This window comes from Pseudoclavibacter sp. JAI123 (assembly GCF_013409665.1).
GTDB lineage: Bacteria > Actinomycetota > Actinomycetes > Actinomycetales > Microbacteriaceae > Pseudoclavibacter.
The window spans coordinates 216,241-239,070 of the sequence record NZ_JACCCM010000003.1; the positions used below are offsets into that span (position 1 = coordinate 216,241).

A 22,830-nucleotide genomic window follows, 5' to 3' on the forward strand; every position below is an offset into this window, starting at 1 on the left:
GGGAGGTGCGGAGCTCGGCGTCGCGCAGACCTGGGGGTTGCGCAGGTGCTGAGGCTCAGGTGGATGCGTGAGCCCTAGGTGTGCGGACTGACTGAGTTGAGGGTGGCCAGGCAGCCACCCGGCAGTGTGCGCCCTGCGCTGCGCCCGCATCCGCAGCACCTAAGGTGCACATCAGTCTTTCTTATGACTAAAACCGACATAAGTGCGTAGAGTGGACGCACACACACAGAGAGTGAGCAACGATGCTTCTCGAGAGAGACCTCATCCAGTCCGTCGGCTTCCGCAACGTGCGCGAGGGCGACAAGGTCACCGGATTCCAGTTCCAGCTGCGCATGCCGTCGTACCGCGGCATGGCCGCCTCCCTCATCGACGGGGTGGGCGTGCAGATCCCGGGCGTCGTCGACGTCGACCCGACCATCCCTCTGTGGACGCTCCAGGGGAACACGTACACGCTTGAAGAGCTGTGGGTGTCGAAGGATGTGCGCTGGCAGCTCGACGAACCGGCCACCGTCACCGTTCCGCTCGAGGGCGGCCTGCCGGATGGCGTGCACGAGCTCTCGGTCGACCTGCGCCTGCGCATGTCGTACATCCCGCTCGAGCACCAGCCGAGCCGCTACCAGGTGACGAAGCACGTCACCCTCACCCCCGAGGCAGCAGGCGCTCAGTTCAAGTACGGCGTCTCCCTCTACAGCTACATGGGCGACTTCGGCACGGTCATGGACCTCGAGACGTCACTCCGCACGATCGCCGACCTCGGCGCGACGGGCGTCGAGATTCTCGGCGAGGGGCACATCCCGAACTACCCGAACCCGAGCGACGAGTGGGTCGATGAGTGGTTCGCGCTGCTCGACAAGTACGCGCTCGAGCCCACCAACTACGGTTCCTGGATCGACACGCGGCTGCACTCGAGCGGACCGCAGGCCCGCGACCTCACGGCCGCGGAGGGCGCCGAGATCCTCCAGCGCGACCTGCGCCTCGCCAAGCGCCTCGGCTTCAGGTTCGTGCGCCCGAAGATCGGCGTCGTCACGAGCGACCTCGTGCCCCACCACAGTTGGACGGAAGCCGTCGAGCTGAGCCTCACGCTCGCCGCAGAGCTCGACGTCATCATCTGCCCGGAGATCCACTCGCCGACGCCCATCAAGCACGAGGTCGTCGACGACTACATCGCGCTCATCAAGCGCACCGGCACGAAGCACTTCGGGCTGCTCCTCGACACGGGCATCTTCCAGGACCGGCCGATCCCGCTGCGCCCGGGCGAGCTGCCGGGCAAGCGCCCCGACTTCCTCGACGGCATCGGCGTCGACCCCGCCGACATCGCCGGCATCATCGAGCACGTCGTGTTCATCCAGGCCAAGTTCCACGACATCGACGAGCACCTCGAGGACCAGCAGATCCCGTGGGAGCCCGTGCTCAAGGCCCTCAAGGACGCCGGCTACACGGGCTACCTCTCGAGCGAATACGAGGGCGAGCGCGAGCCGTGGCGCTCCATCGAGCAGGTCCGCCGCCAGCACTCCCTCATCCGTCAGCTCGCCGACCGCCTCTGAAGCTTCGGCCTCCCCACTTTCGATCACCGCAAAGGATCCACACATGTACCAGCTCGCACCGAACATCGAACTCCTCTTCACCGAGGCCGGCGACTACCACGACCGTGTCCGCGCGGCCGCCGCAGCCGGCTTCGACGCCGTCGAGATGTGGGGCGCAACGGGCAAGGACGCGCCCGCCAAGCCCAAGGACATCCCCGCCCTCAAAGCGGCGCTGGAGGAGACCGGCACGCAGCTCACGGCGCAGCTCGCCGAACCGCGCACGCAGTTCATGATCCCGCCCAAGGACCACTCCTTCTTCTACCAGTGCCTCGACGAGGGCGTCGCCATCGCCCAGGAGCTCGGCTGCCCGCGCCTCGTCGTCGGCAGCGGCACGGGCTTCGGTGGCTCCAAGCGCCAGACGCAGCTCGACGAGCTCATCGCCATCTACGAGAAGGCCATCGCCCAGATCGACGGCTCCGGCATCACCCTCGTGCTCGAGCCGGTCAACATCCGCGTCGACCACCCGGGCGCGCTGCTCGACCGCACCTCCGAAGCCGTCTACGTCGCGCGCGGCGTCGACTCCCCGAACTTCGGCGTGCTCTACGACATCTACCACTCGGCCGTCGAGGGCGAGGACATGGCCGCCGAGCTCGCCAACGCCGGCGACATCGTCAAGTACGTGCAGCTCGCGGATGCGCCAGGCCGGGGCGAGCCCGGCAGCGGTGCGCTCGACTGGGCGGAGAAGTTCTCCGTGCTGCGCGCATCCGGTTACGACGGGCCGATCGGTCTCGAGTACTACCCGACCAAGGAGTCTGCGGCGTCGGTCGCCTACGTGAAGGAAGCAGCGGCCTCGGCATGAGTCGCTACCCAGAGCGCGTCGACGTCGCCATCGTCGGCAGCGGACCCGCCGGCGCGACGTACGCGCGCATCCTGAGCGAGACGGCGCCGGAGCTGCGCATCGCGATGTTCGAGGTCGGGCCGACCGTCTCGAACCCTCCCGGTGCTCACGTCAAGAACATCGAAGACCTCGAGGCGCGGAGCGCAGCCCAGCGCCGCTCCGAGGGGACCGGGGAAGCGGCATCCAAGCTCAACAGCCCCGTCGCGCTCGCCCAGGGAAAGCGGCAGTCGCGCCCGGGCACCTACATCCTGCCCGACGGCGACTTCTCCGTGGACGGGGGCGACGGGATGCCCGTCGCGGCCATGTCGAGCAACGTCGGCGGCATGTCCGCCCACTGGACGGGCGCCTGCCCGCGGCCAGGCGAGAGCGAGCGGATCGCCTTCCTCGACGGAACGGCCAGCGAGCTCGACGAGCTCCTCGACGAGGCTGACCGACTGCTCGGCGTCACCACGGATGCCTTCGACGATGCACCGTTCACGCAACTCATTCGCGACCGACTCTCGCCCGCGGTCGACGAAGGCCGTGAGCCAGCCGCCCGCGTGCAGCGCATGCCGCTTGCCGTCCGCCGTCGTGAAGACGGACGCCTTGTGTGGTCAGGCTCCGACGTTGTTCTCGGTGACGTCACGCGCCAGAACCCCAACTATTCGCTCTTCGACGAATCCCTCGTCACCCGGACCGTCATCGGCGACGACGGAGCAGTCGCAGGAGTCGAGGTGCGTGACCTCAGCGAAGCCGGCGACAGTCAGCTCAGCTTCGTCGGAGCGCGAGTCGTCATCATCGCGGCGGACGCGCTGCGCACCCCCCAGGTCCTCTGGGCTTCCGGCATTCGGCCGGACGCCCTCGGCCGCTACCTCAACGACCAGACGCAGATCGTGTTCGCTGCTCGGATCACGGGCCTCGAAGCGTCGGCAGACCAGATTGCGGATGCGGCTCAACGCCCTGCAGGCACGATCACGGAGACCAGTGGCGTGAGCTGGATCCCGTACACCGATGATCAGCCCTTCCACGGGCAGGTCATGCAGCTCGATGCGTCGCCGGTTCCCATCGCAGACGACGACGCCGTCATCCCCGGCTCCATCGTCGGCCTCGGCCTGTTCTGCGCGAAAGACCTGCAGCGTGACGACCGTGTCCTCTTCGAGGACGGTCACCTCGACAGCTACGGGATGCCCGCCGTTCGCATCCACTACACCGCGACCGACCACGACCGGGAGGTCATGGAAGCCGCCAAGCAGCGCCTGCTGACGCTGGGCCGGGCGATCGGCGAACCACTCGACGACCGAGCCATGGTGTTGCCGTTCGGCGCATCCCTGCACTACCAGGGCACCACCCGCATGGGGGAGACCGACGACGGCGAGAGCGTCTGCTCGCCGACAAGCGAGGTGTGGGGCGTGCCGGGGCTCTACGTCGCCGGCAACGGCGTCATTCCCACCTCGACCGCTTGCAACCCGACGCTCACGGGCGTCGCGCTCGCGGTGAAGGGCGCCCGCGACGTCGCGGCGAAGCTCACAGCCGCACCAGCCGTCGTTGTCCAGGCGACACGGAACTGACCATGACTGACAACTGGCTAGGAGGCCACCATGATTCCTGATCGGATCATCGAGCAGGACACGCTCAAGACGAACGGCACGCGAACCTCGGTCGAGGTGCGCCTGCCCTGGTACCGCTCGCTCCCCGCATCCTGCATCTCCGAGTTCGGCCTCTCGGTCGACGGCATCGCCGCCCCGCTCGAGACGCTGCGCTGGACCATGAACGGCAAGACCTACGCACCGGATGAGCTCGCGGGCGACACAACCGAGTGGTGGTTCCCGACCGACTCGGTTGTCGTCGAAGGCGACATCCCCATCGCCGCGGGTGACGGAGACCACCAGGTCGACGTCGACCTGAAGCTCTACATCCCCTACATCATCACCGACCACGGGGTGCTCCGCATCGAAGAACACAACTCCAAGACGATGAAGGCGGTCTCCGCATGACTGGCGAGCTCGGCACCCCCATCCAGGGGGTCACCCTCTACAGCTTCACCCGCGCGTTCCACGGTCGCGAGTACGACCTCGAAGGACTCATCCGCAAGGTCGCGGCCGAGGGCTTCGGGCCCGGCCTCGAGCTGATCGGCTTCTCGAGCATCCGCGGCTTCCCGAACATCACCGACGAGTTCGCCGGCTGGTTCTCCGACCTCGTCGAGGAGCTCGACCTCGTCCGCACCTCGCTCGCGGTCAACGCCGACATCGGCATCCACCGCGACCGCCTGCTCTCGCAGGATGAGCTCGTCGAGTACATGACGCGCCAGATCGAGGCGGCCGCGAAGCTCGGCTTCCCCGTCGCCCGCGTGCAGATCTCGATCACGCCGGACTCGATGGAGCAGCTCGCGCCGATCGCCGAGAAGCACGGCGTGACCCTCGCGCTCGAGGTGCACGCCGACCAGTACGCCTCGCACCCCCGCATCCTCGCGCTGCGCGACCGCTTCGAGCAGGTCGGCTCCCCGTTCCTCGGCTTCACCGCCGACTGGGGCGCCACCACCAAGGCGTTCGCCCCATCGGCCGTCGAGGCCTACCGCCGCCGCGGCGCCTCCGAGGAGCTGCTCGCCGAGCTCGTCGAGCTGTGGGACGGCTACTACGCCGAGGGCCCGCCCGCCGACCAGGGCGTGCACGGCAAGCGCTTCGGCTCGTTCATCGGCCTCGCCGCCAAGCACGGTCGACCCGACTTCGGGATCGACTTCGCCATCAACGGCACGGGACTCTTCGGCCCGGCTCGAGTCGAGGACTGGCTCGAGATCATGCCGTGGGTCAAGCACGTGCACGGCAAGTTCTTCGGCATCGACGAGCACGGCGAGGAGCCCTCGGTTCCCGTGCGCGAGCTCATCGCGCTGCTCGTCGAGCAGGGGTACTCGGGCGCCGTCTCGAGCGAGTACGAGGGCTGGCACTGGAACCACTGGCAGAGCCCGTTCGACATCATCCGCGCCGAGCACGCCGTGCAGCGATCTGCTGCAGCGGATGCGGGATCGCGCATGATCACCGACCCGGCCGAGGCGCGCCGCATCCTCGCCGACCACCATGCACTGCCCGTACGCAGCTGAGCGCCGGGACCAGAAGGAGAACACCATGACAGACGGAATCGCAGGAACGGGCATCAAGCTCGGCATCACCCTCTACTCGCTGACCTCGGAGTTCGCGGCCGGCCTCTACACGCCGGAGACGCTCGTAGAGGCGGTGCACAAGGAAGGGCTCGGCACCGGCGTCGAGTTCAACATCGCGCAGCTGCTGCGCACCTACCCGGACACCGACAAGGAGTTCGTGAAGTTCTGGCGCGACACCCTCGAGCGCGATGGCCTCGAGCCCAGCGCCGTCGGCACGAACCTCGACATGGGGCGCCGCAAAGACCGCGACATGACACCGGATGAGGAGTACGAGTTCTTCGCACGCCAGCTGGCGACGGCCAACGACTTCGGCTTCCGCACCGTCGTCATCCGCTCGGCCGGCAAGGAGCTGCTCGCTCGCCTCCTGCCGCTCGCCGAGAAGTACGACCAGCGTCTCGGCTATGAGATCCACGCCCCCTCCGGCCCGAACGCCCCGCAGATCCACGCGATCCGCGAGATGTACGAGGAACTCGGCAGCGAGCGCCTCGGCTTCACCGCCGACTTCAGCTCGACGATGCACAGCCTCTCGCCGCGCCTGCTGCGCACGCTCAGCAGCATGGGCATGCCAGAGGAGTACTTCCCCGTCATGGACGAGATCTGGCGTCGCCCGCAGCCGATGCACGTGCGCAACCAGGCGTTCGAGGACTTCCTCACGGAGGAGAAGTTCGATTTCGCCCGCCTCGGGCCGTTCACGCGCCTCGCCTTCAACATGCACGGTCTCGTCGAGCCGGAGGAATGGCTCGACATCATGCCGCAGATGTTCCACGTGCACGCGAAGTTCTACGACATCGATGAGCACGGCGAGGAGCCGGCCATGGACACGGCCCGCATCGTGCGCCAGTTCGTGAAGGGCGGCTACCAGGGCTACCTCTCCAGTGAATGGGAGGGCCACGCGTTCGCCGACCTCGGCGAGAGCGACCCGGTCGAGCAGGTGCGCCAGCAGCACGCGCTCATGCGCCGTGCCATCGAAGAGACCGCGGCCGAGGCGAACAGCCTCACGGTCGCCTGAGGCTAGGGACGAGAACACCATGGCAACACACAATTCACTCTTCGCCGAGAAGGACGTCACGCGCCGAGAGGACGGCATCAGCGTCTCCGTGCAGATCCCCTGGTACCGCAGCCTCTGGCTGTCGGCCGTCGACAACGTCGAGGTCAACGTCAACGGCGTCGCCATCCCCAAGGACAAGCTCCGCTTCGAGCTGCAGGGTCGCTCGTACACGATCGACGAGCTGCCCGAGCAGTCCGAGACGCTCTGGTTCCTCTCCGACCGACCCGACATCGTCATCCAACTGGATGAGGTGCCCGCCGCCGGCGACAAGCTCACGGTAGAGGTGGTGCTCACGATGCGTCTCCTCTACATGCAGATCGCGCCGGGCCGCTACGTCACCAACCGCGTCCCCGTCGAGCGTGAGGTAGTGCTCGCATGACCCGGCCGTTGCGCGTGGCCATGATCGGCTACGGCTTCATGGGAGCCGCTCACTCGGTCGGCTGGCGGCAGGCGCCTCGCGTCTTCGGCCTGCCAGCCGAGGTCGAGATGGCGGTTGTGGTCGGGCGCAACGGTGAGGCCGTCGCGGAGGCCGCGAAGCAGTGGGGCTGGCAGGAGTCGGCCACCGACTGGCGCGAGGTCATCGGGCGAGACGACATCGACATCGTCGACATCGTCACGCCCGGAGACTCGCACGCACAGATCGCCATCGCGGCGCTCGATGCGGGCAAGCACGTCATCGTCGAGAAGCCGCTCTCCAACACGGTCGCCGAGGGCGAGGCGATGGCGGATGCGGCTGCTCGCGCGGCAGAGCGCGGCGTGAAATCGATGGTCGGGTTCACGTACCGTCGCGTGCCGGCCGTGACCCTGCTCCGAGACCTGATCGCCGAGGGCAAGATCGGCCGCATCCACCGGGTGCGTGCCTCGTACCAGCAGGACTGGCTCGTCGACCCGGCTGCGCCGCTCTCGTGGCGCCTGCAGAAGGAGCTCGCGGGGTCGGGTGCGCTCGGCGACATCGGGGCGCACGCCATCGACCTCACGCAGTTCGTCACGGGCCAGAGCGTCGACCGGGTCTCGGGGACGATCGACACGATCATCCCTGAGCGGCCGCTCGCGGACGGCTCGGGCACCGGGTCGGTGACGGTCGACGACATCGCGATCTTCACCGGGCGGCTCTCGGGCGGGGCGCTCGCCTCGTTCGACACGAGCCGCTTCGCGACGGGCCGCAAGAACGCGCTCGCCATCGAGGTCTCCGGCGAGTTCGGCGCCCTCGCGTGGAACTTCGAGGACCTGAACTCGCTGCAGTACTACGACCGCACGGCCGACAGCCGAACGCAGGGGTTCGCGCAGGTCCTCGTGACCGAGCCCGAGCATCCCTACGTCTCGGCCTGGTGGCCGGCCGGCCACATGCTCGGCTACGAGCACGGCTTCACGCACCAGGTTGCCGACCTCGTCAACGCCATCGCCGACGGTGCCCCGCTGCACTCGAGCTTCGAAGAGGGGCTCAGCGTGCAGCGCGTGCTCGACGCCGTCGAGCGCAGCTCGGCCGTGGAGAGCGCATGGGTCGAGACCCGGTCCGCCGTCGCTGTCTGAGCAGCGCGGCTTCAGCATTCGAGAACGTTAGTTAAGAGGAGAAGCATGTCTCGTCCTGTCACGTTGTTCACCGGTCAGTGGGCCGATCTGCCGTTCGAGGAGGTCGCGCGGCTTGCGGGGGAGTGGGGGTATGACGGTCTGGAGATCGCCTGCTGGGGTGATCACCTGGATCCGTGGCGGTGGGATGACGCCGAGTACGTGGCTTCCAAGCTGGAAGTGCTGGAGCGCAACGGTCTGAAGGTGTGGACGATCTCGAACCACCTCAAGGGGCAGGTGGTGTGCGACGACCCGATCGACCAGCGGCACCGGGACATCGTGTCCGACCGAGTGTGGGGGGACGGCGACCCCGAGGGCGTGCGGCAGCGTGCGGCGGAAGAGCTGAAGAACACGGCCCGCCTCGCAGCGGCGCTCGGCGTGAAGACCGTCACGGGCTTCACGGGGTCGAGCATCTGGAAGTACGTGGCGATGTTCCCGCCCGCCACGGAGGCGATGGTGGATGCCGGCTATCAGGACTTCGCGGACCGGTGGAACCCGATCCTGGACGTGTTCGAGGAGGTCGGGGTTCGGTTCGCGCACGAGGTGCATCCGTCCGAGATCGCGTACGACTACTGGACCACGAAGCGCGCGTTGGAGGCGATCGGGCATCGGGAGTCGTTCGGGTTGAACTGGGATCCCTCGCACATGGTGTGGCAGGACATCGACCCGGTGGGGTTCTTGTGGGACTTCCAGGACCGCATCTATCACGTGCACTGTAAGGACACGAAGAAGCGCCTCAGCAATGGCCGGAACGGGCGCTTGTCGTCGCACCTGCCGTGGGCTGACCCGAGGCGGGGTTGGGATTTCATCTCGACCGGGCACGGGGATGTGCCGTGGGAGGACTGCTTCCGCATGCTGAACGCGATCGGCTACGAGGGGCCGTTGTCGGTGGAGTGGGAGGACGCGGGCATGGACCGCCTCGTGGGTGCTCCTGAGGCGCTGGGGTTCGTGCGCAAGCTCTCCACGTACCGCCCGTCGGAGGCGGCCTTCGACTCGGCCTTCTCCACGAAGCAGGACTAGGCAGCCCCAGAACGGCGACAAGAGTGCGGCAGATGCATACTCCCGAGGATGGGAGCCTGCAGCTGCCGCACTCTTCTGCGCGGACGGCGGCAGTCAGGCAGCCACCGGCGTGGATGCGCCCTCGGCGATCGCCTCGCGGGCGAGCGCCAGGTGGGCGCGCGTCGCCTGCTCCGGCGTGAGCGAGTCGATCCACTCGTGGCCGCCCCACTCGCTGCAGAGCGTGCCCGTGAAGCCGACGCCGGCGAGCTCAGCCGAGATCTCCCGGATGGGGTTCGAGATGCGACCGTCGCGGTCGTCGAGGTCCCAGAACTTCAGGTGCACGCCACTCACCAGGGGCAGGATGCCGCGCAGATCCCGCGCATCCGACCGCCCGAACCGGATGACGAGGTTCATGAACATGGTGTGCACCTGCGGCGGCACGGTGCCGTCGCGGAGCGCGCCCTGGACGGCGGCGAGTGTCGCCGGGTTCCGCCAGTCGCGCTCGAGCGCATCGACGAGTGCCGGGTCGACCCCACCGGCCCGCAGCTTCGCGAGGTAGCTCGGCGGCAGCGACGGCATGAGCATGCTGATGTCGACGAGCAGGCGGATGCGGGGATCGTCGATCGCGGCGATCGCCTCGACGGCGGCCGCGTGCTGCGGCTTGTCCGGCGACTGCTGACCCTGGAGCTCCTCGTAGAGCGTCAGGCCGTGCTCGTGCAGGTCGGGGAGGAGCCGTTCGAGGAGCGCGGGTCCGGCCTGGCCGATCGGCAGGCGGATCCCTTCTGCGCCCAGTCGTTGTGCGCCGCGCAGCTGGGGGAGGAGGAACTCGTAGCGCTCGTCCTCCGAGCGACGTGCTGTCGCCGTCAGCCAGTCGTCGAGGCTCGCGCCGACGATGCTCACCGAGGTGCCCGTGGCGTCGAGGGTCTCGCGGATGCTCGCCGTTTCGGCGTCCATCGCGCTCGGGAACGTGCGCCAGGTCTGCGCTGCCTCCACCTCGATGACGTTTGCGACGCCAGCTGCGCCGATCGACGCCGCGATCTCTGGCGAGGTGCGGTCGGCGACCATGAGCTCGGGCGACCAGTTGAAGGCGGATGCGGCGAGCGTCCATCCCTCGGGCAGCTGCGCGCTCACGCTGGGCTCCCGACGGCCTCGAGCGGCACGTCGCGGGATGCGCGCGGGGCCTCGAGCGGTGCATCCAGTTCCAGCCGGCGGGCGGCCGCGAACGGCAGGATCAGCGGCTGGCCCGGGCCCGCACCCATGTTGGGGATGAGCAGCTTGAAGGCGACGAGCACCTCGTGCGTGCCTGCCTCGAGGCTCACGTCGGAGCTCACGACGATCCTGTCCTGCACGAACCACCACGTCGGACTGGGTGCGAGCTCGGGCAGCGGCACGTCGTCTCCGTCGATCGTCACACGGAGGTCGTGGAGGCTCGCGAGCGGCAGAGAGCGGATCCAGGGCAGTGAGACGCGGAGGGAGAAGCCTGCGCCGTCGCTGCGCAGTGCGTCGTCGAGCAGGATCGCGAGGCTCACGAGCGCGCTCCCCGGGGTGCGCGGATGCGCGTGGCGTTGCTGGGCATGACACTCCTTTGTGACGGCCATCTTCGGCTTTAGAAGTGAATCTACCTGCTTATGTCTAAAATCGGAAGAAGTAGGGTGCCCTGCAGAAGTGCCACCGAGCGCGGTCCCCGCGATCAGCGCCCGAGCGCGAGCCCCGAGATCGTGGGACGCCCATCCGCGAACCAGCGCGTGAACGTCTCCTCGAAGAGCTGCTCGCGCACCATCGCCGCACCGCCGCGCAGGGGTTCTCGCACGTCGTTGGCGGAGACGACGATGTTGAGGTCGCGCGTCGCGAGGGGGAGCGAGTGCTCGTAGACGCGCTGCCTGACCTCGGCGAGGAAGATCTCGCCGGCGGAGGCCAGGGCGCCGCCGACCACGATGACCTTCGGGTTGAACATGTTGACGAGGGCGGAGATCGATTCGCCGATGATCTTCGCGGAGCGCTGCGCGAGTTGGATGGCGAGCGCGTCGCCGTCCTCCGCGCACATCGCGATGAGCTCGGGGTTGAGTTCCTCCCCTGCACGGGCGCGCCGCGCGAGGAGTCCGTCGTCCCCCGCGTCGATTGCGAGCTGGGCGTCGCGGACAAGCGCCCAGCCGCCTGCCTCCGCTTCGAGGCAGCCGATCTTGCCGCACCGGCACTGCGAGGTCGAGCCGAACACCTTCACGTGGCCGATGTCTCCCGCCGCGCCGTTCGCGCCGCGGTGGATGCGCCCGCGCGAGACGAGGCCCGCGCCGATTCCGGAGCCGACCTTGACGTAGATGAGGTCGACCGAGGGCACCTGGCGATTCGTGCGCTCGTTGAGCGCGAGGAGGTTCGCGTCGTTGTCGACCCAGACGGGCGCATCGAAACGCTGCTCGAAACGGCGGCGGATATCGAAGCCGTTCCAGCCGGGCATGATGGGCGGGGCCACGGGGCGGCCGGAGTCGAAGTCGACGGGGCCCGGGACGCCGACGGCAATGCCCCAGACGGGCAGCTCGCTGCCGCGCGTCTTCGTGTCGGCGGCGAGGAGCTCTTCTACGAGACCGAGGGCGGCATCCAGGGTCTCAGCGGGGCCGCGCGAGATCTCCCAGTCGAGGTGCGCCTGCGCGATCACGTCGCCCTCGAGCTGCGCCAGGCCGACGTGGATGTGCAGCGCGCCCAGGGCGCAGACCACGATGAGGCCGCTCTCGCCACGGAAGCGCAACGTGCGTGGGGCGCGGCCGCCAGACGAGGGGCCGACGTCGCCCTCTTCGAGGAAGCCCATGCTGATCGCCTGCTCGACTCGCTGGGTGACGACCCCTCGGCCGAGGCCCGTGACGGTGCCGATCTGCGGGCGGGTCTGGGCTTCGCCCATCCGCACGAGGTTGACGACGCGGAGAAGGCTCGTGACCTCATCGGTCTGAGCGCCGAAGCGGAGCGTTGACTCTCTCATGGGCGAACTGTACCCAATATGTCGACCTTGCGCCGCAGGAAGCACCCAGATACGTTCGTCCAAAACGATCTTTCGCATGAAACATACAAAAGCGCACGAGGAAGTGGTCGCATGTGGTCAGTCGGTGTCATCGGGGCCGGGCCGGGCGTCTCCGCGCTCCACCTCCCCACCCTGGCTCGCTTCCCTGAGCTGTTCCGGGTTGTTCACATCGCCGACTCGGGGAGTGGCCGCGCGGCCGAACTCGCCGATCGTGTGGGTGCGAGCAGCAGCTCGGGTGTCGACGAGCTGTTCCAGGACAAGCGCGTGCAGGTCGCGCTGATCTGCTCACCGCCCGCCGAGCACGCGGCGCACGTGCAGGCCGCCCTCGACGCCGGGGTGGCTGGCATCCTCTGCGAGAAACCCCTCGCCACGACCGTCGCGGAGGCGGAAGCGCTGGTTGCCGCGTGTCGCGAGCGGGGAGTCGCGCTGCTCATCGGCACCAACCATCTCTATGACCCCGGGTGGGTGCAGGCTCGGCGCGCGATCGGGGAGTTGCGCGCGCCGGTCGACAGCGTGCGGGTCACGCTGTCGTTGCCGCCGAACGACCGCTACCACCGGCTGGTCACCGAGGTTCCTGCGGGCGAGGTCTCTTCCGTGCGGCGTCCACCGCCCGGGCTCCCCGCCCATGTGCAGGCGGGCATCGTGCGGCAGCTTGTGTCGGGCCTCGCGATCCACGACCTGCCCGCCGTGCGCGACCTGCTTCCCGGGATCGATGGCATCGACTTCGCGCGCTTCGTCGCTCCGGTCGGGTTCGTTCTCGGCTACCGCTCGGGTGGCGCCCACGTGCAGATCGCGGCCGTCATGCGGGAGGACGGGGCGGATGCGTGCTGGCGGCTGACGGTGGCGGCGGGAGAAGCACGCGTCGATGTCCACTTCCCGCCCGCGTTTGTGCACGACGGTGCCGCTCACGTCACGGTTCGACAGGCTGACGGGACGGTCAGCTCACCGCCGAGGTCGCCGCGTGACGGCTACGAGGCCGAATGGCTGGCCCTCGCGGAACTCCTCGACGGCGGTGCCCCATTGGAGTACGACGAGCAGCTGGCGGACACGTGCTACGCCCTCGAGCTCGCCGCGGCCGCCGCGGCGCACATCCAGGCGAGCGCCTCGTGAGCGCGCGCGTGCCCGTCTTCGTGCCGCCGTTCGAATGTGACGCGGTCGGCCCTCGTGACGACGTCCTGGCTGCCTATCGCGCGGCGATCGAAGCGCTGCCGTTGAGTGCGGAGGCTGCGGGAGGTGCAGAGGGGGCGGTGGTTGTCGTGGACGGCCGTGTCACGGGTGGCTGGGCTGCCGGGCTCGACGCCGCCCTGGCCGCGGGCGCGCTCGGTGTCGTCGTCGACGAGGTGGTCCTGTTGGGTGCGGATGCGGTGGCGGATGCGAGTGCGGGAGTGGGAGCGAACTCGGGCACACATGTGCGCGCGGGCGCCGGTGCAGGTGCGCCGATGAGCGCAGGCGTGGCATCGGCGGCGGGTTGCGTACCCGTGCTGGTCGCGCGGCGGTTCCTCCCGAGGGGTCTCGCTGATGGGGTGGGTGCGCTCGTGGAGCCTCTGACAGATGGGGCTCGACTGGTCACTGTCGAGGTCGGGGGCGCCGCCTCGAGCGGCGTCCTGCGCGACGCGCTCGGCTGGGCTCGGGTGCTCACCGGGTCGCAGCTGACGCTGACGGCTGTGCGAGGGGAGCCCAGGGGCGCGACCGCCCTGGCCGAGTCTGAGCCCGGCACGCCGGTAACGCTGTCCTGGCGGCGGAGCTCCGGCCCTCCGTGGCTGCGGGTCTCCGCGCTCGGTGCGTCAGAGGTCGAGGTCGTCGTCGACGCCGGGACCGGTCATGCGAGCGGTGTGGTGCGTTCCGCGCACGGCGAGCAGCTGGTCGGGTCGGGCTACGAAGATCGGGTGCGCGGAGAGCTGCGTCGCGCGATCAAGGCGGTACGTGTCTCCGAACTGCGTGGCGACATCAGTGCGGAGTTGTCCGGCGTGCTCGCCGACCTCGAGCTCCAGCGGCAGATCGAGGCTGGGCTGCCGCCTCAGCGAGGCGGAGATGAGCGACTTGCTGGCCATCTTTAGTTGTTTTTCAACATAAGTCTCGGTAGAGTAAGTCCGACGCAGGGGTTCCACGAACCCGTCACCGGCCGCGACGCAGCGGCCGAGGGCACACCATGTCGCGTAGATCGTCCGATCGTTCGGGCCCTTTTATGCCACTCTCACCGTTGAGACTCCGTCTCCTTGTCGCATCCCTCCTCACCGTCTCCTTCCTCGGCGCCCTCGACCACACGGTCGTGTCGACCTCACTCGCGACCATCGCGGGCGACCTCGGCGCGCTCGAGCAGATGGGCTGGGTCGTCGTCAGCTACACGCTCGCGAGCACCGTCCTCCTGCCCGTGCTCGGGAAGCTCGGCGACATCGTCGGGCCCCGCGCCGTGTTCCTGTCGTCGCTCGTCCTGTTCCTCATCGCCTCCCTCGCGTGCGGCTTCGCCCCGAACATGGGCCTGCTCATCGTCGCCCGCGTCTTCCAGGGCATGAGCTCAGCTGGCCTGCAGCTCATGTCGCAGACGATCATCGCCCAGGTCACGAGCCCGCGTGCCCGCCCCAAGTACATGGCCATCATCGGAGCGGCGTTCCCCGTCGCCATCCTCATCGGACCGCTGCTCGGCGGCATCATCGCCGACAACTGGGGCTGGCAGTGGGTGTTCTGGGTGAACCTCCCCGTCGGCGTGGCCGCCCTGATCTTCGCGCTCGTCGCGATCCCGAGCATCCCCCGCGCCGCGGCTCCCGGATTCGACGTCCTCGGCTCGGTCGCCTTCACTGCGGCACTCGTCGCCCTCGTGCTCGGCGTGAGCTGGGTCTCCGACCCCGAGCTGCTCACCTCCGCGCTGTCGGCCTTCGGCATCGCGCTCGCCGCGTTCGCGCTGTTCTTCTGGGCAGAGGTGCGCGCCACCAACCCGGTTGTGCCACTCCATATCTTCAAGAACCGCACCGTCGCCGCGGGCACGGCGCTCTCCGCGATCATCGGCGTCGGCCTCTTCTCCATCACCGCCTACCTCCCCACCTACGTGCAGATGGCGTACAGCACCACCGCGACCGTCTCGGGGCTCGTGCCCATCGCCACCGTCATGGGGATGCTCGTGAGCAACCTGCTCACGGGCTTCCTCGCCAGCCGCTCGGGTCGCTACCGCGTCTACCCGATCGTCGGCACGGCACTCGGCGCCGTCGGGCTCATCATCATGTCGATGCTGCCCGTCGGCCTCGCGCTCTGGGTGCCCATGGTCGTCATGTTCGCCGTCGGGCTCGGCACCGGCTCGTTCATGAGCCTCATCGTCGCGGTCGTGCAGAGCGCCGCCCCCAAGAACGCCACGGGGGCGGTCACGGCGAGCGTCAACATCGTCCGCCAGGTCGGGTCGACCGTCACGACCGCAATCATCGGTGGGGTGATCGGGGCCGGCGTCGCGGCGATGCTCCCCATCGGTTTCGACGCCGCGAGCCTCACCCCGCAGCTCGTGCGCGGCAGCGATGCGGCCTTCCAGGCGACCGTCGCACAGATCTACCGCGACGTGTTCGCGCCCATCTTCATCGGCCTCTCCGCCGCGTACACCGTCGGCTTCGTCGCGGCGCTGCTGCTCCCGCCAGGGCGCCTCTCCAACGAGACGGGGAGCATCCCCGTCGTCGTCGAACCCCAGAACGAGCCGGCGTCGCGCGCCTGAGCGCGGCAGCCGCATCCACTCACCCCTCACTTCCAAGGAGGAAGCACATGACCAAGAACCCAGTCGTCGCGATCGTCGGCAGCGGACCCATCGGGGCCGCCTACGCGCGGATCCTCCTCGAGACGAACCCCGACGTGCACGTCACGATGTTCGAGGCGGGCCCGCAGCTCACCGACGTTCCCGGTGAGAGCGTGCGCAACATCGCCGACCCGGCGGAGAAGGAGCTGGCCCGCGAGCGCTCGCAGGGGCCGCAGGCCGGCGATTTCCGCGAGTCGCTCGGCATCCCCAAGGCGGCCGTCGTCGAGGGCATGTTCACGGCCCGGCAGGGGACGCACCTCCTCGACTTCGGCGGCGAGGGGTCGGCGCACACCGAGACGTTCCCGGCCGCGGCCGCCTCCACCAACGTGGGCGGCATGGGCGCGCACTGGACCTGCGCGACCCCGGCCCCCGAGTTCAGCGAGCGCGTCGACTTCATCGAGAGCGCCGAGTGGGATGAGCTCATCGTGAGCGCCGAGCGGCTGCTGCACGTGCAGTCGGCGGCCTTCGCCGACTCCGGCGTGGGAGCCGCCATCCGCTCGCTGCTCTCAGAGGAGTTCTCCGCTGAACTGCCGGAAGGCTTCGGGCCGAGCACGCTCCCCGTCGCGGGCGACGCGCAACCGGACGGCACCGTCCGCTGGGCAGGGGCCGACGTCGTCTTCGGCCCGCTCGTCGAGGCCGGCAACCCCCTCGCGGAGCGCTTCGAACTGCGCGACCTCACCCTCGTGCGGCGCGTCGAGCGCGAGGGCCCGGGTGTCGACGCTCGGGTCACGGGCATCACCGTCGAAGACCTTCGCACGGGCGAGACGAGCTTCGTCGCCGCCGACGCCGTGGTCGTCGCCGCCGACGCCTTCCGCTCGCCGCAGCTCCTCTGGGCGTCCGGCATCCGCCCGGCCGCCCTCGGCCGCTACCTCACCGAGCACCCCGTCGTCATCTCGACCGTCGCCCTCGACCCAGAGGGCATGGCGCGCTTCGCCACCGACGCCGACCTCGAGGAGGAGCTCGCCCGCCGCGCCCTCAACCCGGCCGACCCCGTCGGCGCCGTCAACCGCATCCCCTTCTCCGAGCCCGACCATCCCTTCTCCCTGCAGGTCATGTACGCCGAGAACCCGCCGTTCCCGCTCGACCCCGCCCATCCGCACGCCGGCAACCGCTGGGGCTACGTCAACATGGGATACGGGATGCGCAAGCACCCGCGCGTCGAGGACGGCATCACGTTCCACGACGACGAGCTCGACTATCGCGGCTTCCCCAACATGACCGTCGACTACGCGCTCACGGACGTCGAGAAAGCGGAGATCGCCGACGGAGAGGCGCACCTTCGCCGCGCCGGTGAGAAGCTCGGCACCTTCATCGCCGAACCTCGCCTCCTGCCGAACGGCTCGAGCCTCCACTACCAGGGCACGATGCGCGCCGGCGCGAATGACGACGGCACCACCGTCGCCGACCCCTACTCGCGGGTCTGGGGCATCGACAACCTCTACGTCGGCGGCAACGGACTCATCCCCACCGCCACCACGATGAACCCCACGCTCATGAGCGTCGCCATCGCGGTGCGCGGCGCCCGCAAGCTCGCGGAGGAGCTCGCGTAGGGCACGCCCGCTTCCGGGCGTCGTCCAGCGTCGTCGGGCTGCCCTCGTCGAGCGTGCTTCGTCGTCGGGGTCTCGGGATGGGTTCCTCGCTTCGGGATGGGTTGCTCCCCATCCCGAAGTGCGAACCCATCCCCAGCCGCGCACGCTGGGCGTGGTTCGAGCATCGGCGTCCCCCCCACGCTGATGGCTGCAACGGCAGGACCAGCCTTCTCGGGCTGGAAGATTCGCTTCGTTCGTGGAAAGTTCCCACAACGAAGTGAGGTTTCCAACTCGAAACTCCTGGCGCTGGCGGGTGCTCGCCCTCGATCGCGATGTCGGCGGCCGCCGCTAGCATTGCCTCGGTTCGACCGCGCACCGGTCGGCGACTCGAGGGGGAGCAGTCATGGCCGCATTCGCAGAGGGCATTCCGTCGTTCGCAGAGGGTCTGCCGCGCCCGAACATCACGATCGACGAGGTGCGTCGCCTCGCGGCCGAGCTGTACGGCGTCGCTGGTGAGGTTCGCGAGCTCGGCAGCCAGCAGGACCGCAACTTCCTGTTCACCGAGCCGGGTTCACCCCCGCAGGCGCCGAGCCGCCGCGTCCTCTTCAAGGTCAGCAACCGGGCCGTGCGCCGCGACGAGATCGAGGCGCAGAACGAGGCCATGCGGCGGATGCTCGGGGCGGGCCACCCGTCGCCCGCCCCGCTGCCCAGCGTCAACGGCCATGACATCGAGACGGCCGACGTCGATGGGTCGCCGCACAGCATCCGCCTGCTGACCTTCGTCGAGGGCACGCCCCTCATCGACTTCGAGCACTTCTCCGCCGACACGATCGCGGCCATGGGCACGCTCGTCGGGCAGGTCGTCGCGACGCTCGCCGGCTTCGAGCATCCCGGTCTCGACCGCGAGCTGCAGTGGGATCTGCGAGTCGGCGAGCAGCTCGTCGAGGAGCTCATCGGCTACGTCACCGAGCCCGAACGCCAGGCCTTCGTGCTCGGCGCGCTCGAGGACGTCACGGCCGCGCTGGCTCCCCTCAAGCACGAACTGCCGCTGCAGGCCATCCACGGCGACCTCACCGACGACAACCTCGTCGCGACGGCCGGCGCGCTCGGCCGCCCCGAGCTCTCCGGCATCATCGACTTCGGCGACGTGGGAACGGGGTGGCGCATCGCCGAGCTGGCGGTCGCCTGCACGGCCGTGTTCCACCACGACCCCGCTCGCCCCCTCGCCGTGCTGCCGCTCATCCGCGCCTTCGACGCGGTCGTGCCGCTCACCGACGCCGAGATCGACGCGCTCTGGCCGCTCATCGTGCTCCGGGGCGCGACCCTCGTCGTCAGCGGCCTGCAGCAGGTCGCCATCGACGAGGGCAACGACTATGCCGAGGAGGCCCTCGAGCGCGAGTGGACCATCTTCGCCGTCCCGGCCGCCCTCGACTCGCGCGTCGCGACGGCCGCGATCCGACGAGCACTCGGACGCACGGTCGCGCCAGGGCCAGCCACGGTACCCAGCGGCGCGACGCTCCTCGACCCCGAACTCGCCCGCCGCACCCGCGTCGTCACCCTCGACCACACGAGCACCGCACTGCGCGACGGCTCCTGGCTCGGTGACGAAGGGGCCGAAGCCGAGGCACAGCTGCTGCTGCTCGCCGCCCGCACGGGCGGGGTCGCCGCGACTCGCTTCGGCGAGCCGAGACTCACCCGCTCGGTGGGCGTCTCCCGCGACGCCCCCGCCAACGTCGCCACCGGCGTCGAGCTGTACAGCACAGGCGACCTCGCACTGACGGCACCGTTCTCGGGCCTCGTGTCCTCGGCCGAGGGACACGTCACGCTGACGGACGGCACGCGCACACTCGTGATCGCCGGTGCCCGCGGGCTCGTCGAGGGCCGCTCGCTCGAAGGAGAGAGCGCAGCTGTCCCCACTCGCGTCGACGAGGGTGACCCATTCGCCGAGATCGCCGGCTGGGCGCAGGTCTCCCTGCAACTCGGCGAGGTGTCGGCGGTGGACGCCGCTGCCGCGCCGGTGCCGCGCTTCGTGACCGCCGAGGAGTTCCCGGCCTGGCTCGCCGTCATCGGCGACCCGAGCGAGCTCATCGGGCTCGCTCCGAGCGGGGGCAGAGCTGGAGCCGGAACAGGAGCCGACGAGACCCTCCGCGCGCGACTCGACACCTACGCGCCCCTGCAAGGCCACTACTACGCGCATCCGCCGCAGTTCGAGCGCGGCTGGCGCGAGATGCTCATCGACACGGCTGGCCGCCACTACCTCGACATGGTCAACAACGTCACGGCCCTCGGCCACGGGCATCCCGTGCTTGCAGATGCGGTCGCGCAGCAGTGGCGCATGCTCAACACCAACTCACGGTTCAACTACGCGTCGGTCGCAGAGCTCTCCCGGCGGCTTCTCGAGACTCTGCCTGACAGCTTCGACACCGTGCTGCTCGTCAACAGCGGCACCGAGGCCGTCGATCTCGCCCTCCGGCTCACGAAGGCGTTCACGGGGCGCGACGACGTCGCCTGCGTCGAGGAGTCGTACCACGGTTGGTCGTACGCGGCCGATGCCGTCTCGACGTCGACCTCCGACAACCCGCTCGCCGCCGAGCTGCGCGCGCCCTGGGTGCACGCGCTCGACGCGCCCAACGCCTACCGGGGCACGCATCGTTTTGACGACGCGGGTCAGCGGTACGCGGCGGATGCGCTCACCGAGCTCGAGCGCCTCGCCGCCGCGGGAGCCCCAGTCGGCACGTTCATCGCGGAGCCGCGGAACGGCAACGCGGGTGCCATCGAGGTGCCCCCGGGCTACCTCGCTGCCGTCTACGACGCGGTCCGCGCCGGCGGGGGAGTGGTCATCTCCGACGAGGTCCAGGTCGGCTACGGGCGGCAGGGTGACGTGTTCTGGGGCTTCGAACAGCACGCCGGCCCTGACGGCGAGCCCATCGTGCCGGACGTGGTGACCGTTGCGAAGGCCATGGGCAACGGGCATCCGCTCGGCGCCGTCATCACGCGCTCCGAGATCGCCGAGGCTCTCGCTGACCAGGGCACCTTCTTCTCCTCCGCTGGCGGCTCCACGCTCAGCGCGAGGCTCGGCGTCACCGTGCTCGACATCATGCGCGACGACCGGCTGCAGGAGAACGCGCGCGAAATCGGCGGCTACCTGCGCGAGCAGCTGCTGGACCTCGCCGAACGGCAGCCGCTCATCGGCGCCATCCACGGGCGCGGGCTGTACCAGGGCATCGAGCTGGTGCGCGACCGCGAGACCCTCGAGCCGGCCACGGCCGAGACGCTCGCCCTCTGCGACCGGATGCTCGCCATCGGCATCGTCGTGCAGCCCACCGGCGACCGCGGCAACGTCCTGAAGGTGAAGCCGCCGCTGTGCTTCACGAAAGCGAGCGCCGACACCTTCGTCGCAGCCCTCGACGAGGTCCTCACCCGCGGCCTCTGACCGCGCCCACACCCGGCCCACACCCGGCCCGCACTCGCGCCCGCCCGCGCGCACCGAGCTGAACGCTGAGTGCGCGCCACCCGCCGACGCGCATCCCCCGACACCATCGCTGCCAGCCAAGTGGCCGTTCCCAGCGGTTCAGAGCGGCACTCTGACTGGCGGCGGTTCGGAGATCGTGCCCGCGCGCGGGTCCCTCCGACCGAGTAGAATCGCCTCCGGTGTGCCGGGAAGTCTGGTCGGCGGCCCGGTCGGGATACGACGGGTCCGAACTCTGAGGAGACCCCTGTGAACGCACCAGAAGAACCGACCTCACCGGCCCAGCCCAGCCCGGAGCAGCACTCCAACCAAAGCGACCGCGCCGGTCAGAGCGACCAGCCCGCCCAGCACGACCGGGCTAGCCAGGCCGGTCAGCCCGCCCAGGACAACCGGTCGGGCCGGGACGACCGGACCGCTCCGGCCGAGCATCCCGCCGCCCGCAAGCCCCTCGCGGCGCCCGTCTCGGTCGGCGGTCCCCTCACGAGGCTCAGCGAGTGGGTGTCGCGCGAGACGACGGGCGGCATTCTGCTGCTGCTCGCGGCCGCCTTCGCACTCGCCTGGGCGAACTCCCCGTGGCGCGACGGCTACGCATCCCTGTCCGGGGTGGTGATCGGGCCCGCATCCCTGCACCTCGATCTGTCGCTGTCGACGTGGGCGGCCGACGGCCTCCTCGCGATCTTCTTCTTCGTGGTCGGCGTCGAGCTCAAGCAGGAGTTCGTGACCGGCAGCCTGCGTAACCCGCGCGAGGCGGCGGTCCCCGTGCTCGCCGCCGTCGGGGGCATGGCTGCGCCGGCGCTGCTGTTCGTGCTCCTGGTGACGCTGCTCGGCGACCCCGCCGCGGTCGGCGGCTGGGCTATCCCGACCGCCACCGACATCGCCTTCGCGGTCGGCGTGCTCGCCATCTTCGGCAAGGGCCTCCCGCGCGGACTGCGCACGTTCCTCTTGACGCTCGCCGTCGTCGACGACCTCCTCGCGATCATCATCATCGCCGTCTTCTACACGGCCGGGGTCAACCTGCTGGCCCTTGGCGCCTCGCTCGCCGTCATCGCGCTCTTCGCCGTGGTCGTGCGCTCGAAGCGGCCCGTCTGGTGGCTGCTGGTACCGCTCGCGATCGTCGCGTGGGCGCTCATGCACGAGTCCGGCGTGCACGCGACGATCGCTGGCGTGCTGCTCGGCTTCACGGTGCCGGCGAAGCTCGTGCACGGCGAGGCCTCGGCGCGCACGCACCGGTTCGCGGAGCGCATCGGGCCGCTGTCCGCCGGATTCGCGCTCCCGGTCTTCGCGTTCTTCGCGGCCGGCGTAAACGTCGTCGACGGTGACGGGATCGGCGAGGTTGTCGCCCAGCCGGTGTTCATCGCGATCGCGGGGGCGCTCGTCGTCGGCAAGCTGGTCGGCGTGCTCGGCATGACGGCCCTCGTCACGAAGCTCACGCCGCTGCGGCTCCCGGATGCGATCGGTCTCCGCGACCTGCTCCCCGTCGGGCTCCTCACGGGCATCGGCTTCACGGTGTCGCTGCTCATCACGGAGCTCTCGTTCCCCGACAGCGAGCACCTGGCGGCGGCCAAGCTCGCGGTGCTCGCGGGAACGCTCATCGCGGCGACGCTCGCGGCCGTCACCCTTCGACTCGACGCTCGCCGGGCGCGCAACGCCGACATGAACGAGGACGGCGTCCCCGACGTCGACACGACCCCCATCCGCTGATCGAAAGGTGCCGGCGGGCGTCCGACGTCGAGTCCGCCTAGCGTTTCGCACCCCGACCTCCGGGGTGAGGCCCCTGAGGCCTCGGAGTTCGCAGAACCTGAACGGCACGGCGAACGGATCGACTCGCACGGTCGCGCAGACACTCAAGGTGACGTCGCCCGCGGAGTCAGGCCGTGCGCGTCGGAGTC

Annotated in this window: 18 protein-coding genes; 15 read left to right on the plus strand and 3 right to left on the minus strand. The window is 69.5% G+C overall.

The window, feature by feature from the left end; all coding sequences use genetic code 11:
* Window positions 1-242: 242 nt before the first annotated feature.
* From HDC34_RS16120 to HDC34_RS16160, 9 genes are read left to right on the plus strand one after another with little or no spacing between them, the layout of a single operon-like run.
* Window positions 243-1,544: a DUF6379 domain-containing protein gene (locus tag HDC34_RS16120; RefSeq protein ID WP_179557783.1), complete on the plus strand. Its 1,302-nt coding sequence runs from the start codon at window positions 243-245 to the stop codon at window positions 1,542-1,544.
* Window positions 1,545-1,587: 43 nt separating this feature from the next.
* Entirely contained in the window at window positions 1,588-2,382 is a 795-nt protein-coding gene (locus HDC34_RS16125; protein ID WP_179557784.1) for a TIM barrel protein, read from the plus strand.
* Complete coding sequence (locus HDC34_RS16130; protein WP_179557785.1) at window positions 2,379-3,968, plus strand: GMC oxidoreductase; 1,590 nt, start codon at window positions 2,379-2,381, stop codon at window positions 3,966-3,968. Before HDC34_RS16125 ends, HDC34_RS16130 begins: the two co-directional genes overlap by 4 nt.
* A 30-nt stretch (window positions 3,969-3,998) precedes the next feature.
* Window positions 3,999-4,394 (plus strand): DUF6379 domain-containing protein, encoded by a 396-nt coding sequence (locus tag HDC34_RS16135; protein ID WP_179557786.1) that lies wholly within the window; start codon window positions 3,999-4,001, stop codon window positions 4,392-4,394.
* Window positions 4,391-5,494 carry a sugar phosphate isomerase/epimerase gene (locus tag HDC34_RS16140; RefSeq protein ID WP_179557787.1) on the plus strand — a complete coding sequence of 368 codons (1,104 nt, stop codon included), beginning with the start codon at window positions 4,391-4,393 and terminating at the stop codon, window positions 5,492-5,494. Before HDC34_RS16135 ends, HDC34_RS16140 begins: the two co-directional genes overlap by 4 nt.
* 25 nt (window positions 5,495-5,519) lie before the next feature.
* Window positions 5,520-6,563, plus strand: coding sequence for a sugar phosphate isomerase/epimerase (locus HDC34_RS16145; RefSeq protein ID WP_104252287.1), 1,044 nt, complete (start codon window positions 5,520-5,522; stop codon window positions 6,561-6,563).
* A 19-nt stretch (window positions 6,564-6,582) separates the two neighbouring features.
* Complete coding sequence (locus HDC34_RS16150) at window positions 6,583-6,981, plus strand: DUF6379 domain-containing protein (protein ID WP_104252041.1); 399 nt, start codon at window positions 6,583-6,585, stop codon at window positions 6,979-6,981.
* Entirely contained in the window at window positions 6,978-8,132 is a 1,155-nt protein-coding gene (locus HDC34_RS16155; RefSeq protein WP_179557788.1) for a Gfo/Idh/MocA family protein, read from the plus strand. Before HDC34_RS16150 ends, HDC34_RS16155 begins: the two co-directional genes overlap by 4 nt.
* A 45-nt stretch (window positions 8,133-8,177) precedes the next feature.
* Window positions 8,178-9,188, plus strand: a complete 1,011-nt coding sequence (locus tag HDC34_RS16160; RefSeq protein WP_179557789.1) for a sugar phosphate isomerase/epimerase — start codon at window positions 8,178-8,180, stop codon at window positions 9,186-9,188.
* A 93-nt stretch (window positions 9,189-9,281) separates the two neighbouring features.
* Here HDC34_RS16160 and HDC34_RS16165 read toward each other — a convergent pair whose 3' ends face one another.
* From HDC34_RS16165 to HDC34_RS16175, 3 genes are all read right to left on the minus strand, one after another.
* Window positions 9,282-10,298, minus strand: a complete 1,017-nt coding sequence (locus HDC34_RS16165) for a restriction endonuclease subunit R (RefSeq protein WP_179557790.1) — start codon at window positions 10,296-10,298, stop codon at window positions 9,282-9,284.
* A complete protein-coding gene (locus tag HDC34_RS16170; protein WP_257023360.1) occupies window positions 10,295-10,765 on the minus strand; it encodes a hypothetical protein in 471 nt (156 codons plus the stop codon). The genes HDC34_RS16165 and HDC34_RS16170 overlap by 4 nt, the downstream gene beginning before the upstream one ends.
* A gap of 92 nt (window positions 10,766-10,857) precedes the next feature.
* Window positions 10,858-12,135 carry an ROK family protein gene (locus HDC34_RS16175; RefSeq protein WP_179557791.1) on the minus strand — a complete coding sequence of 426 codons (1,278 nt, stop codon included), beginning with the start codon at window positions 12,133-12,135 and terminating at the stop codon, window positions 10,858-10,860.
* 111 nt (window positions 12,136-12,246) lie between these two features.
* On the opposite strand from HDC34_RS16175, the gene HDC34_RS16180 reads away from it, so the two are divergent.
* From HDC34_RS16180 to nhaA, 6 genes are all read left to right on the plus strand, one after another.
* Window positions 12,247-13,284, plus strand: coding sequence for a Gfo/Idh/MocA family protein (locus HDC34_RS16180; protein WP_179557792.1), 1,038 nt, complete (start codon window positions 12,247-12,249; stop codon window positions 13,282-13,284).
* Window positions 13,281-14,231: a hypothetical protein gene (locus HDC34_RS16185; RefSeq protein ID WP_179557793.1), complete on the plus strand. Its 951-nt coding sequence runs from the start codon at window positions 13,281-13,283 to the stop codon at window positions 14,229-14,231. Before HDC34_RS16180 ends, HDC34_RS16185 begins: the two co-directional genes overlap by 4 nt.
* A gap of 128 nt (window positions 14,232-14,359) precedes the next feature.
* The gene (locus HDC34_RS16190; RefSeq protein WP_179557794.1) at window positions 14,360-15,865 is read left to right on the plus strand and encodes an MFS transporter; all 1,506 of its coding nucleotides are present in this window, start codon (window positions 14,360-14,362) and stop codon (window positions 15,863-15,865) included.
* 47 nt (window positions 15,866-15,912) lie between these two features.
* Window positions 15,913-17,493: a GMC oxidoreductase gene (locus tag HDC34_RS16195; protein WP_179557795.1), complete on the plus strand. Its 1,581-nt coding sequence runs from the start codon at window positions 15,913-15,915 to the stop codon at window positions 17,491-17,493.
* A 382-nt stretch (window positions 17,494-17,875) separates the two neighbouring features.
* Window positions 17,876-20,905: an aminotransferase gene (locus HDC34_RS16200; protein ID WP_179557796.1), complete on the plus strand. Its 3,030-nt coding sequence runs from the start codon at window positions 17,876-17,878 to the stop codon at window positions 20,903-20,905.
* Window positions 20,906-21,190: 285 nt separating this feature from the next.
* The gene (gene nhaA, locus HDC34_RS16205; protein WP_179557797.1) at window positions 21,191-22,642 is read left to right on the plus strand and encodes a Na+/H+ antiporter NhaA; all 1,452 of its coding nucleotides are present in this window, start codon (window positions 21,191-21,193) and stop codon (window positions 22,640-22,642) included.
* Window positions 22,643-22,830 lie beyond the last annotated feature (188 nt).